The organism is Rhizobacter sp. P2_H3 (assembly GCF_056403355.1).
This window is the reverse complement of the sequence record NZ_JBFUFQ010000180.1, coordinates 1-12,147: the sequence shown is the minus strand read 5'-3', so window position 1 is coordinate 12,147 and position 12,147 is coordinate 1. Positions and strand designations below refer to the sequence as shown.

Sequence of the window (12,147 nt, the reverse complement as noted above, 5' to 3'; positions counted from 1 at the left end):
GCCTCGACGTGGCGATCCTGTCGCCCGACATGGGCGTGCTGGCCCACCATGCCGAGCCGGCCGACGTGCGCGCCAGCCCGGCGGTGCTGCTGTCGCRCATCCGCGAGCTGCTGCGCGAGTTGCTGCAGCACTGCGGCGCGACCCGCAAGGAGGTGATCGGCATCGGCATGGGGGTGCCGGGGCCGGTCGCCTTCGGCAGCGGGCTGCTGGTCAACCCGCCGCTGATGCCGGGCTGGGAAGGGCTGTCGATCCGCGACGTGCTGGGCGAGGACTATGCGGCGCCGGTCTTCATCGACAACGACGTCAACGTGATGGCGCTCGGCGAGCTGTGGCGGCTGCACCGGCGGTTGCCGAATTTCCTGGTGGTCAAGATCGGCACCGGCATCGGCTGCGGCATCGTCTGCCACGGCGAGGTCTACCGCGGCGCCGACGGTTCGGCCGGCGACGTCGGCCACATCTGCGTCGACCCCGACGGCCCGCGCTGCCACTGCGGCAACCTGGGCTGCGTCGAGGCGATGGCGGCCGGCCCGGCGATCTCGCGCATGGCGGTCGAGGCGGCGCAGTCGGGCCAGAGCGCGTTGCTGGCCCAGGTGCTGAAGGCGCAGGGCAGCATCTCGCCGATCGACGTGGGCCAGGCGAGCCGCGCCGGCGATGCCGCCGCACACGGCATCGTGCAGAAGGCAGGCACGCGCATCGGGCAGATGCTGGCGTCGATCGTCAACTTCTTCAACCCGTCGCATGTGTTCATCGGCGGTGGCATCACCGGCATCGGGCCGCTGCTGCTGGCGTCGATCCGGCAGAGCGTGTACCACCGCTCGCTCGCGCTCTCGACGCGCCACCTCGACATCCAGTACGCGCCGCTCGGCGAGCGCACCGGCGTGATCGGCGCCGGCGTGCTCGCGCTGCAGGAGACGATGCGCGCGCGTGGCAGCGTTCCGGAGGCCGTGACGTGAGCCTTCAAGTGACCTTCACCGACGTGACCAAGGACTTCGGCCCGGTGCGCGTGCTGCACGGCGTCAGCTTCGAGCTCGAACCCGGCCGCGTGGTCGGCCTGCTCGGCGAGAACGGGGCCGGCAAGTCGACGCTGATGAAGATCCTCTCCGGCTACGAGGCCCTGAGCGACGGCGAGCTGCGCATCGACGGCACGCCGCAGCGCTTCACGAACTCGCGCGATGCCGAGCGCTGCGGCATCGTGCTGATCCACCAGGAGTTCAACCTGGCCGAGGACCTGAGCATCGCGCAGAACATCTTCCTCGGCCATGAGCGCCGCCGCGGCTGGCTGCTCGACGATGCGGCGATGCGCGACGAATCGCGCCGCGTGCTGCAGCAGGTCGGCCTGGACATCGACCCCGACACCCGGGTGCGCGAGCTGATCGTCGCCGAGAAGCAGCTGGTCGAGATCGCGAAGGCGCTGTCGCGCAAGGCGCGCCTGCTGATCATGGATGAGCCGACCGCGACGCTCACGCCCGCCGAGACGCAGCGCCTGTTCGCGCTGATCGCGCAGCTGAAGGCCGATGGCGTGACCATCGTCTACATCTCGCACAAGCTCGACGAGGTGGAGCGCATCACCGACGAGATCGTCGTGATGCGCGACGGCCGCTTCGTGACCCGCGCGCCGACCGCCGGGCTCTCGCGCCAGCAGATGGCCAACCTGATGGTCGGCCGCGAGCTGTCGGACATGTTCCCGGCGAAGTTGCCGGTGGCCGGCACGCCGGCACCGCTGCTGAAGGTCGAGGGCCTGAGCGTGCCCGGCTGGGCGCACGACGTGAGCTTCGAGGTGCGCCCGGGCGAGATCCTCGGCTTCGCCGGGCTGGTGGGGGCCGGCCGCACCGAGATGTTCGAGGGCCTGCTCGGGCTGCGCCCGCGCAGCGCCGGCCGCATCGAGCTCGATGGAAAAGAGCGCCCGCTGCGCAGCCCGCGCGAGGCCGCGCAGCACGGGCTGACGTACCTCAGCGAAGACCGCAAGGGCAAGGGCCTGCATGTGCGGCTCTCGCTGCGCGACAACCTGACGCTGATGGACCTGGCGCGCCACACGCACCCGCTGCTCGACCCGGCGTCCGAGGCGCTGGCGCTGCAGCAGGCGGTGGCGGATTTCGGCATCCGCACGCGCGACCTCGGCAGCCGGGCGTCGTCGCTGTCGGGCGGCAACCAGCAGAAGCTCGCGATCGCGAAGGTGCTGCAGCCGCAGCCGCGCGTGGTGGTGCTCGACGAGCCGACGCGCGGCGTCGACGTCGGTGCCAAGCGCGACATCTATTTCCTGATCCAGCGCCTGGCCGAGCAGGGCCGCGGCGTCGTCGTCATTTCATCCGAGCTGATCGAGCTGATCGGCCTGTGCCACCGCGTCGCCGTGATGCGCGCGGGGCGGCTGCAGGCCACGCTGTCGGCCGACCACCTGACCGAAGAGGAGCTGATCGCTCATGCCACAGGAACACATTAGGACCCCTCGGCCGGCGGGTACGCCGACCGATCCCCCGGGGGGATCCGGGCCGGCTTGGGGCGGCCCGGCGCTCGGCCCGGCCTCACCTGTCACGGCCGCTTGGCGTCTGCGCTTGCAGGCAGCAGGCCCGTGGCTCGGCCTCGTGCTGCTGTGCATCGCCGGCACGCTGCTGAACGGCGATTTCGCGACCTGGGACAACGCGATGAACGTGCTGACCCGCACCGCCTTCATCGGCATCATCGCGGTCGGCATGTGCTTCGTGATCATCAGCGGCGGCATCGACCTGTCGGTCGGCTCGATGGCGGCGCTGATCGCCGGCAGCATGATCCTGCTGATGAACGGCATCGCCGCGCAGGTCGGCTCGCCGCTGCTGACGGTGGCGATCGGCATCGTGTTCGCCCTCGCGCTCGGCGCGGTCTTCGGCCTCGCGCACGGGCTGCTCGTCACGAAGGGCCGCATCGAGCCGTTCATCGTCACGCTGGGCACGCTCGGCATCTTCCGCGCCTACCTGACCTACCTGGCCAACGGCGGCGCGATCACGCTCGACGGCAAGCTGTCCGACGCCTACAGCCCGGTCTACTACGGCAGCCTGCTGGGCGTGCCGTTCCCGATCTGGGTGTTCGCGGCGGTCGCGCTGCTGGGCGCGCTGATCCTGAACCGCACCGGCTACGGCCGCTACGTGCAGGCGATCGGCTCCAACGAGCAGGTCGCGCGCTATGCGGCGGTCAATGTCGACCGCATCAAGGTGCTGACCTACATGCTGCTGGGCGTGTGTGTCGGCGTGGCCACCGTGCTGTACGTGCCGCGGCTGGGCTCGGCCTCGCCGACGACCGGACTGCTGTGGGAGCTGGAGGCGATCGCCGCGGTGATCGTCGGCGGCACCGCGCTGAAGGGCGGCGAGGGCCGCATCACCGGCACCGTGGTCGGCGCGATCCTGCTCTCGGTGATCAGCAACATCCTGAACCTCACCAGCATCATCAGCGTGTACCTGAACGCCGCCGTGCAGGGCATCGTGATCATCATCGTCGCCTTCCTCCAGAGGGGGCGGCGTTAGTTCCCCGACCGGCAACGGTCATGTTCCGCAGAGACCCCGATCGAGTCCCGATCGACACACAACAGGAGACGAGTCCCATGAAGTTCATTCCCCGCATCCTCGTGACGCTGGCGGCACTTGCCGCAGGCGCCACCGCCTTCGCCCAGGACAAGGTCGTGATGGGCGTGTCCATCCCGGCCGCCACGCACGGCTGGGCCGGTGGCGTCGTCTATTGGGCCAACCGCACCAAGGCCGAGCTCGAGAAGGCGCATCCCGGCCTGCAGGTGATCGTCAAGACCGCAGGCTCGGCCTCGGAGCAGGCCAACCAGGTGCAGGACCTGCAGACCGTCAACAAGATCAACACGCTGGTGATCCTGCCGTTCGAATCCGCGCCGCTGACGCAGCCGGTCGCGCAGGTCAAGGCCAAGGGTGTGTACGTGACCGTGGTCGACCGCGGCCTGACCGACACCAGCGCGCAGAACGCCTACGTGGCCGGCGACAACCCCGGCTTCGGCAAGGTGGCCGGCGAGTACATGGCCAAGGCGATGGGCGGCAAGGGCAACGTGGTGATCCTGCGCGGCATTCCGACGGTGATCGACAACCAGCGCGTCGACGCTTTCAACGCGGTGATGAAGGCGAACTCGGGCATCAAGGTGCTGGATGCCAAGCACGGCAACTGGAACCGCGACGATGCCTTCAAGGTGATGCAGGACTACCTGACGCGCTTCAAGCAGATCGATGCCGTGTGGGCCTCGGACGACGACATGGCGGTGGGCGTGCAGAAGGCGATCGAGCAGGCCAAGCGCAGCGACGTGAAGCTGGTGATCGGCGGCGCCGGCTCGAAGGACTACATCAAGAAGGTGATGGACGGCGACAAGATCGTCAGCGCCGACGTGACCTACTCGCCCAGCATGATCGCCGACGCGATGAAGATGACCGCCGAGGCGCGCGTCAAGGGCACCGCGATGCCGGCGACCACGATCATCCCGTCGGTGCTGATCACCAAGGACAACGCGGCCAAGTACTACGTGCCGGACTCGCCGTTCTGAACCACCTGATCTGAGGAGCTGACCATGCCCAGACCCGTCACCCTGTTCACCGGCCAGTGGGCCGACCTGTCGCTCGCCGAACTGGCGCCCCTCGCGAAAGCCATGGGCTACGACGGGCTGGAGCTCGCCTGCTGGGGCGACCATTTCAACGTGCAGGAGGCGCTGCAGTCGGAGCGCTACGTGGCCGACAAGCGCCGGCTGCTGGAGCAGCACGGCCTGCAGTGCTTCGCGATCGGCAACCACCTGACCGGCCAGGCGGTCTGCGACCTGATCGACGAGCGGCACAAGGCGATCCTGCCGGCCCACGTGTGGGGCGACGGCGAGGCCGAGGGCGTGCGCCGGCGCGCCGCGAAAGAGATGCAGGACACCGCGCGCGCCGCCGCGAAGTTCGGCGCGAAGACGGTGACCGGCTTCACCGGCTCGTCGATCTGGCATGCGCTGTATGCCTTCCCGCCGACGAATCAAGCGTTCTGGAACCGGGGCTTCGAGGATTTCGCGATGCGCTGGACGCCGATCCTCGACATGTTCGAGGAGGTCGACGTGAACTTCGCGCTCGAGGTGCACCCGACCGAGATCGCGTTCGACATCGCGAGCAGCCAGCGTGCGATCGAGGCGGTGAAGGGGCACAAACGCTTCGGCTTCAACTTCGACCCGAGCCACCTGGGCTACCAGGGCGTGGACTACGTCAAGTTCCTGCGCACCTTCGGGCCGCGCATCCACAACGTGCACATGAAGGACGTGTGGTGGGGCAAGGGCGACGGCACGGTGGGCGTGTTCGGCGGGCACACCAGCTTCGGCGATGCGCGGCGCTTCTGGGATTTCCGCAGCGTCGGGCGCGGGATGATCGATTTCGAGGGGATCATCGTCGCGCTCAACGACATCCGCTACCAGGGCCCGCTGAGCGTCGAGTGGGAAGACAGCCGCATGGACCGCGTGCATGGCGCGACCGAGAGCGCGGCGTTCTCGCGCCGGCTCGATTTCAAGCCGTCGGCGCGTGCGTTCGACGCGTCGTTCGAGAAATGAGGGGCTGCTGATGCGCAAGCTGCGATATGCGATGGTCGGTGGCGGCCGGGGTGCGTTCATCGGTGCGGTGCACCGCAAGGCGATGGCGCTGGACGGGCAGATCGAGCTGGTGGCGGGCGCGCTGTCGGCCGATGCCGCGAAGGCACGGGCCTCGGGGCAGGACCTCGGCCTGGCCGATGCGCGCAACCACGGCAGCTGGCAGGCGCTGCTCGATGACGAGCTGAAGCGCCCGCGTGGCGAGCGCATCGACTTCGTCAGCATCGTGACGCCGAATCACGTGCATTTCGAGGTGGCGAAGGCCTTCACCGAGGCCGGCATCCACGTGGTGTGCGACAAGCCGCTGGTGCACACCAGCGAGCAGGCGCAGGCGCTGCTCGCGGCGCGCGGCCGCAGCGGCACGGTGTTCGGCGTCACCCACAACTACACCGGCTACCCGATGGTGCGGCAGGCGCGCGAGATGGTGCGCACCGGCCAGCTCGGCGAGATCCGCAAGGTGATCGTCGAATACAACCAGGGCTGGCTCGCGACGCAGCTGGAAGCCGGCGACCACAAGCAGGCCGACTGGCGCGTCGATCCGGCGAGGAGCGGCATCGTCGGCGCGATCGGTGACATCGGCACGCATGCCGAGAACCTGGTGGCGAGTGTCTGCGGGCTGGAGATCGAGGCGCTGTGCGCCGACCTGACCGCCTTCGTGCCGGGCCGCCGGCTCGACGACGACGGCAACCTGCTGCTGCGCTACCGGGGCGGCGCGCGCGGCGTGATGATCGCGTCGCAGATCGAGATCGGCGGCGAGAACGACCTGCGGCTGCGGGTGTTCGGCACGCAGGGCTCGCTGGCCTGGCACCAGGAGGATCCGAACCTGCTGGTGCACGCCTCGCTCGACGGGCCGAAGCGCCTGCTGACGCGCGGCTCGCCGTGGCTGGGCGACGCGGCGAAGAAGGCCTCGCGGCTGCCGACCGGGCACCCGGAGGCGTTCATCGAGGCGTTCGCGAACCTCTACCTGGGGGTCGCCGAGGCGATCCTCGCGAAGGAGGAGGGAAGGGCGCTTGGGGCGCTGGAAGGGGATTTCCCGACGCTCGAGGATGGCGCGCGGGGCGTCAAGTTCATGGAGAAGACGGTGGAGTCGAGCCGGTCCACCGCGAAGTGGACCGCCTGGGACTGACGCGTCAGCTGCGTTCGGCGTCGGCCTTGCGGATCCGCACGGCCTTGCGCTTCTCGGGCTCGGCGGGCTTGGCTGACGTGGCGGTTGCGGCCAGCGCCGATTCCGGCGTGACCCCCGGCGTGCCGTCCTCGGCGACGGCTGCCTCGCCCTTGGCGGCCTCATCCGCCTTGATCACCCGCGTGTACGGCGCGAGGATCCCCACCATCTGCCCGTAGATCTTCGGGTTGCCGGCGACCACCTCGCGCTGGTACATGAAGTCGGCCTCGCCGGTGAAGTTGCCGATCAGCCCGCCCGCCTCGGTGATCATCAGCGAGCCGGCGGCGATGTCCCACGGGTTCAGGCCGGTCTCGAAGAAGCCGTCGTAGAAGCCGGCGGCCACGTAGCACAGGTCGAGTGCCGCAGCGCCCGGGCGGCGCAGGCCGGCGCAGTTCTGCATCACCTCCTCGAACATCTTCACGTAGCGCTTGAAGTTGTCGCCCTTGCGGAACGGGAAGCCGGTGCCGATCAGCGAATCCTGCATGCGCGTGCGCTTGGACACGCGCAGCCGCTTGTCGTTCAGGAACGCGCCGCGGCCCTTCGAGGCGTAGAACAGGTCGTTGCGCGTCGGGTCGTACACCACGGCCTGCTGGATCTGGTCGCGGTACGCGAGCGCGATCGACACCGCGTAGACCGGGAAGCCGTGGATGAAGTTGGTGGTGCCGTCCAGCGGATCGATGATCCAGACGTATTCGCTGTTCTTCGCGCCGTGCGCGCGGCCGGACTCTTCGGCCAGGATGCCGTGGCCGGGGTAGGCGGTCAACAGCGTCTCGATGATGGCCTGCTCGGCCAGCTGGTCCACCTCGGTCACGAAGTCGTTGGGCGACTTGGTGTTCACCTTCAGCAGGTCGAGGTCGAGCGACGCCCGGTTGATGATCGCGCCGGCGGCGCGTGCGGCCTTGATGGCCACGTTGAGCATGGGATGCAGTGCTTGCGACATGAGGCGCCCTGAAGGGTGAGAGGCAGACGGAGGTGAGAAAGAGCGGGCAGCGCGCGGGGCGCTGCGGATAATCGCGGATTTTAGCCGTTCGTCCCTGGGGAAATCCCCGAGCCACCGATGTCCATCGACAGCACCCGTTTCATCCTGCTCAACACCAGCCACTACGGCAACATCGGCGCCACCGCGCGCGCGATGAAGACGATGGGCTTCAGCGACCTGGTGCTGGTCGCGCCGCGCTTTGCCGATGCGCTGGTGCACGAGGACACCGTCGCGATGGCCAGCGGTGCCGCCGACATCCTGGTGCGCGCCCGGGTGGTGGGCAGCCTCGCCGAGGCGCTCGACGGCATCAGCTACGCCTGCGCCACCGCGATGACGCCGCGCGATTTCGGCCCGGCGACGCACGCGCCGCGGCCGCTGTTCGCCGAATTGGCACGCAGCGAGCACCGCGTGGCCTTCGTGTTCGGCTCCGAGCGCTTCGGCATGGCCAACGACGACGTCTACCGCTGCCATGCCTGCATCAGCATCCCGACCCATCCCGACTACGGCTCGCTGAACCTCGCGCAGGCGGTGCAGTTGCTGGCCTACGACTGGCGCCAGGCGCTCGGCGGTTTCGAGGTGGTGCCGCGCGTGCCGGATGCAACGCTCGCCGACGGCGCCCAGGTGCAGGGCTTGCTCGAGCACTGGCAGCAGGCGCTCACCGACATCGGCTTCCTCGATCCGGCCGCGCCGAAGAAGCTGATGCCGCGGCTGAACCAACTGCTGAACCGGGCGGAACTCAGCGCGGAAGAAGTGCACATCCTGCGCGGCATCGCACGCGCGATCCAGCGCCGCGGCTGAGCGGCCCACCGGCGCGCACTTGCCCCTGACGGCCGTGGACTTTCAAGCTGCCAGATAAACTGACCCGCCCCGGTCTCACCCCACCCCCATGTTCGACCGCCTCCGAGAAGACATCGCCTGCATCCTCGAGCGCGACCCCGCCGCGCGCAGCACCTGGGAGGTCGTCACCTGTTACCCGGGCCTGCATGCGCTGCTGATGCACCGCTGGTCGCACGCCTGCTGGACGCACGGCTGGCACTGGCCGGCGCGCTTCATCTCGCACGTCGCGCGCTTCTTCTCCGGCATCGAGATCCACCCCGGCGCGACGATCGGCCGGCGTGTCTTCATCGACCACGGCATGGGCGTCGTGATCGGCGAGATGGCCGAGATCGGCGACGAATGCACGATCTACCAGGGCGTGACGCTCGGCGGCACCTCGCTCGTGAAGGGCGCCAAGCGTCACCCGACGCTCGGGCGCGGCGTGATCATCGGTGCGAATGCCTGCGTGCTCGGCGGGTTCACGGTCGGCGAGGGCGCGCGTGTCGGATCGAACGCGGTCGTCACCAAGCCGGTGCCGGCCGGTGCGACCGCGGTCGGCAACCCGGCGCGCATCATCCTCGCGAAGGACGACCCGTCGCATGTCGAGCCCGGTGACAGGAAGGTCTTCTCGGCCTACGGCGTCACGCAGGGCGACGATCCGGTGTCGCAGGCGATGAAGGGCCTGATCGACAACGCCGCCGGCCACGAGCACCAGATCGCGCTGCTGTGGGCGGCGATCGAGAAGCTGTCACCGGCGAAGGACGACTGCGTGCCGGCCGATGCGCAGAAGGCCGAGCACTTCGACGCCGAGCGGATGAACCAGCTGGTCAAGTAGCGGCGGGCGCAGGCCGCTGCGCGGACTTCGGGCGGAACGAGCGGCACACGCTCTCGTCCGTCTCGAGGTACGGCCCGCCGATCAGGTCGATGCAGTACGGCACCGCGGCGAAGATCCCCGGCGCCGGCGGCTGCGCGTTCGGCAGGCCCTCCAGCGTCTCGGCGATCGATTTCGGCTGCCCCGGCAGGTTGATGATCAGCGCCTTGCCGCGCAGCACCGCGACCTGCCGCGACAGGATCGCGGTCGGCACGAAGCGCAGGCTGATCTGGCGCATCTGCTCGCCGAAGCCCGGCATCTCGCGGTCGGCCACCGCCAGCGTCGCCTCCGGCGTCACGTCACGCGGCGACGGGCCGGTGCCGCCGGTCGTCAGCACCAGGTGGCACCCACGGGCGTCCACCAGCTCCACCAGTGCCGCGCTGATCCGCGCCTGCTCGTCGGGGATCAGCCGCGTCTCCCACTCGACCGGGTTGCGCAGCGCGCGGCCCAGCCAGGTCTGCAGCGCCGGGAGCCCCTTGTCTTCGTAGACGCCGCTCGAGGCCCGGTCGCTGATCGACACCAGGCCGATGCGCACCGTGTCGAGCGGCGCGGCGGGGCTCTCATTCGCCATCGTTGTCGTCCGCCAGCGTCAGTGCCTTGATGAACTGGAACAGCTCGCGGTAGGCCCGCCCGCTGCGCTGCTCCGGCGCCACCGCGGCATCCTTGCGCGCCGCGCGGATCAGGCTGCGCAGCTGCTGCACGTCGCCGCCGGGGTGCTTCTGCATCCAGGTGGTCAGCGCGTCGTCGCTCGCGATCAGCTCGGCGCGCCAGCGCTCGGCCTCGTGCAGCGCCAGTGAATCCTTGGCCTGGCCGAGCTGCATCGCGGTGACCGCCTCGCGGATCGGCCCGACGTCGTCGCGCCGCATCAGCTTGCCGATGTACTGCATCTGGCGCCGCCGCCCCTCGTGCGAACGGGTGCGGCGGTATTCCATCACCGCGCCGATCAGCGTCTCGGAGATCGGCAGCCCGACGATGCGGCTCTCGGGCAGCGCCGCGAAGGCCTCGCCCAGCGCCTGCAACTCGTGCATGTCCTTCTTCAGCTGCGTCTTGCTGGGGCCGTCGAAGTCGTCGTCGCCGTCTTCGGAGGCGACAGGGTCGGGCACGTGATTCTTGGGAGTTCGAGGGGCCATGAGGGGAAACGAGGGCTGCACGGGCAAGGGCGTCGGTATGATAGCCCTCGCTTCCTCTTGGCTGCCTCGTGCGCCTGCCGCCTCCATGACCCAGTCCTCCCTCCCCACCCACGGTTTCGCGTATTCGCGCGAGCGCTTCGAGCAACTGGTCGAAGACGCGCTGTCGCTCGGCAAGACGCTCGGCGCGAGCGACATGGGGGTCGAGGTCTCCGAAGGCGCGGGCCTGTCGGTGTCGGTGCGCAAGGGCGAGATCGAGAACGTCGAGCGCAACCGCGACAAGTCGATCGGTGTCACCGTCTACCTCGGCCAGCGCCGCGGCAACGCGAGCACGTCCGATTTCTCGCCGGCCGCGCTGGAGCAGACGGTCAAGGCCGCCTACGACATCGCCCGCTTCACCGCCGAAGACCCGGCCGCCGGCCTGCCGGATGACGCCGACCTGGCGCTCGGCGCAGCCGCCACCCGCGACCTCGACCTGTTCCACCCGTGGGACATCGATGCCGCCGGTGCTGCCGAGATCGCGCAGCGTTGCGAGGCCGCCGCGCTCACCACCGACCGCCGCATCACCAACAGCGAAGGCGCCGGCGTGTCGGCGCAGCAATCGCACTTCTTCGCCGGCAACAGCCGCGGCTTCCGCGGCGGCTATGYCAGTTCGCGGCACTCGGTGTCGGTGGCGCCGATCGCGTCGCTGCCCGGCCGCGGCGGCGACGACATGCAGCGCGACGCCTGGTACAGCTCGATGCGCGCGCCCGGCGATCTCGCCAGCCCCGAGGCCATCGGCCGCTACGCCGCCGAGCGCGCGCTGTCGCGGCTGAAGTCGCGCAAGATCAAGACCTGCGTGGTGCCGGTGCTGTTCGAGTCGACGCTCGCCACCGGGCTGCTCGGCGGCTACGTGCAGGCCACCAGCGGCGGCGCGCTGTACCGCAACTCCAGCTTCCTGCTCGACAGCCTCGGCAAGGAAGTGCTCGCGCCGCACATCGACATCCGCGAGAACCCGCACGTGCGTGGCGGCAAGGGCAGCGCGCCGTTCGACGACGAGGGCGTCGTCACGCGGGTGCGCGACGTCGTCACCGGCGGCATCGTGCAGGGCTATTTCCTGTCGAGCTACTCGGCACGCAAGCTCGGCATGAAGACCACCGGCCATGCCGGCGGCTCGCAGAACCTGAGCTTCACGAGCCGGCTGACGAAGCCCGGCGACAACCTCGACGAGATGCTGCGCAAGCTCGGCCGCGGGCTGTTCGTGATCGAGCTGATGGGGCAGGGCGTCAACTACGTGACCGGCGACTACTCGCGCGGCGCCGCCGGCTTCTGGGTCGAGAACGGCCGCATCGCCTACCCGGTGCACGAGATCACGATCGCCGGCAACCTGAAGCAGATGTTGCGCAACATCGTCGCGGTCGGCTCCGATGCCTACACGATGGGCACCAAGACCATCGGCTCGGTGCTGATCCCCGAGATGAAGATCGCCGGCTTGTAGCCCGGGTGACAACCCGGGTCCCGGATTGGAATCCGGGCTGCGGAGTGCGTAGTTTCTCGGACGGGGAAACACCCCTCGCGTCGGATTTTGCGGGCCTCCTAGAATCCCGCGGTTCAACCGCATCACCCATTCCAAGG

General features: G+C 69.3%; 12 protein-coding genes. 9 read left to right on the top strand and 3 right to left on the bottom strand.

The window, feature by feature from the left end; translation table 11 throughout:
* From AC1D1T_RS24370 to AC1D1T_RS24345, 6 genes are all read left to right on the top strand, one after another.
* A partial coding sequence (locus AC1D1T_RS24370) for an ROK family protein (RefSeq protein ID WP_477992629.1) occupies nucleotides 1-953 on the top strand: 953 nt, incomplete at its 5' end.
* Nucleotides 950-2,437: a sugar ABC transporter ATP-binding protein gene (locus AC1D1T_RS24365; RefSeq protein WP_477839700.1), complete on the top strand. Its 1,488-nt coding sequence runs from the start codon at nucleotides 950-952 to the stop codon at nucleotides 2,435-2,437. The genes AC1D1T_RS24370 and AC1D1T_RS24365, both read left to right, overlap by 4 nt.
* Entirely contained in the window at nucleotides 2,418-3,491 is a 1,074-nt protein-coding gene (locus AC1D1T_RS24360; RefSeq protein ID WP_477992628.1) for an ABC transporter permease, read from the top strand. Before AC1D1T_RS24365 ends, AC1D1T_RS24360 begins: the two co-directional genes overlap by 20 nt.
* 77 nt (nucleotides 3,492-3,568) lie before the next feature.
* Complete coding sequence (locus AC1D1T_RS24355) at nucleotides 3,569-4,519, top strand: substrate-binding domain-containing protein (RefSeq protein ID WP_477992627.1); 951 nt, start codon at nucleotides 3,569-3,571, stop codon at nucleotides 4,517-4,519.
* A gap of 24 nt (nucleotides 4,520-4,543) precedes the next feature.
* Nucleotides 4,544-5,542, top strand: coding sequence for a sugar phosphate isomerase/epimerase family protein (locus tag AC1D1T_RS24350; protein WP_477992626.1), 999 nt, complete (start codon nucleotides 4,544-4,546; stop codon nucleotides 5,540-5,542).
* A 10-nt stretch (nucleotides 5,543-5,552) separates the two neighbouring features.
* Nucleotides 5,553-6,704: a Gfo/Idh/MocA family protein gene (locus tag AC1D1T_RS24345; protein ID WP_477992625.1), complete on the top strand. Its 1,152-nt coding sequence runs from the start codon at nucleotides 5,553-5,555 to the stop codon at nucleotides 6,702-6,704.
* A 4-nt stretch (nucleotides 6,705-6,708) separates the two neighbouring features.
* On the opposite strand, the gene AC1D1T_RS24340 is transcribed toward AC1D1T_RS24345, so the two are convergent.
* Nucleotides 6,709-7,680, bottom strand: coding sequence for an inositol monophosphatase family protein (locus AC1D1T_RS24340; RefSeq protein ID WP_465113437.1), 972 nt, complete (start codon nucleotides 7,678-7,680; stop codon nucleotides 6,709-6,711).
* A 117-nt stretch (nucleotides 7,681-7,797) separates the two neighbouring features.
* Between AC1D1T_RS24340 and AC1D1T_RS24335 the strand changes: the two genes are divergently transcribed.
* Together AC1D1T_RS24335 and cysE are read left to right on the top strand one after the other, a co-directional pair.
* Nucleotides 7,798-8,517, top strand: coding sequence for an RNA methyltransferase (locus AC1D1T_RS24335; RefSeq protein ID WP_477827553.1), 720 nt, complete (start codon nucleotides 7,798-7,800; stop codon nucleotides 8,515-8,517).
* Nucleotides 8,518-8,605: 88 nt separating this feature from the next.
* Nucleotides 8,606-9,370 carry a serine O-acetyltransferase gene (cysE, locus tag AC1D1T_RS24330; protein WP_477827554.1) on the top strand — a complete coding sequence of 255 codons (765 nt, stop codon included), beginning with the start codon at nucleotides 8,606-8,608 and terminating at the stop codon, nucleotides 9,368-9,370.
* On the opposite strand, the gene mog is transcribed toward cysE, so the two are convergent.
* Nucleotides 9,363-9,977 carry a molybdopterin adenylyltransferase gene (gene mog / locus AC1D1T_RS24325; protein WP_477827555.1) on the bottom strand — a complete coding sequence of 205 codons (615 nt, stop codon included), beginning with the start codon at nucleotides 9,975-9,977 and terminating at the stop codon, nucleotides 9,363-9,365. The two genes, cysE and mog, sit on opposite strands and share 8 nt — an antisense overlap.
* Nucleotides 9,967-10,509 (bottom strand): ribosome biogenesis factor YjgA, encoded by a 543-nt coding sequence (yjgA, locus tag AC1D1T_RS24320; RefSeq protein ID WP_465113441.1) that lies wholly within the window; start codon nucleotides 10,507-10,509, stop codon nucleotides 9,967-9,969. Before yjgA ends, mog begins: the two co-directional genes overlap by 11 nt.
* 112 nt (nucleotides 10,510-10,621) lie before the next feature.
* Here yjgA and pmbA point away from each other — a divergent pair, with 112 nt between their 5' ends.
* Entirely contained in the window at nucleotides 10,622-12,010 is a 1,389-nt protein-coding gene (pmbA, locus tag AC1D1T_RS24315) for a metalloprotease PmbA (RefSeq protein WP_477992624.1), read from the top strand.
* The last annotated feature ends 137 nt before the right edge of the window (nucleotides 12,011-12,147 follow it).

Excerpts from the sequence above, each read along its gene's own strand:
- AC1D1T_RS24340 (WP_465113437.1), bottom strand. The coding sequence starts at position 7,680 with ATGTCGCAAGCACTGCATCCCATGCTCAACGTGGCCATCAAGGCCGCA.
- AC1D1T_RS24345 (WP_477992625.1), top strand. The coding sequence starts at position 5,553 with ATGCGCAAGCTGCGATATGCGATGGTCGGTGGCGGCCGGGGTGCGTTC.
- AC1D1T_RS24335 (WP_477827553.1), top strand. The coding sequence starts at position 7,798 with ATGTCCATCGACAGCACCCGTTTCATCCTGCTCAACACCAGCCACTAC.
- AC1D1T_RS24350 (WP_477992626.1), top strand. The coding sequence starts at position 4,544 with ATGCCCAGACCCGTCACCCTGTTCACCGGCCAGTGGGCCGACCTGTCG.
- mog (WP_477827555.1), bottom strand. The coding sequence starts at position 9,977 with ATGGCGAATGAGAGCCCCGCCGCGCCGCTCGACACGGTGCGCATCGGC.
- cysE (WP_477827554.1), top strand. The coding sequence starts at position 8,606 with ATGTTCGACCGCCTCCGAGAAGACATCGCCTGCATCCTCGAGCGCGAC.
- AC1D1T_RS24360 (WP_477992628.1), top strand. The coding sequence starts at position 2,418 with ATGCCACAGGAACACATTAGGACCCCTCGGCCGGCGGGTACGCCGACC.
- AC1D1T_RS24355 (WP_477992627.1), top strand. The coding sequence starts at position 3,569 with ATGAAGTTCATTCCCCGCATCCTCGTGACGCTGGCGGCACTTGCCGCA.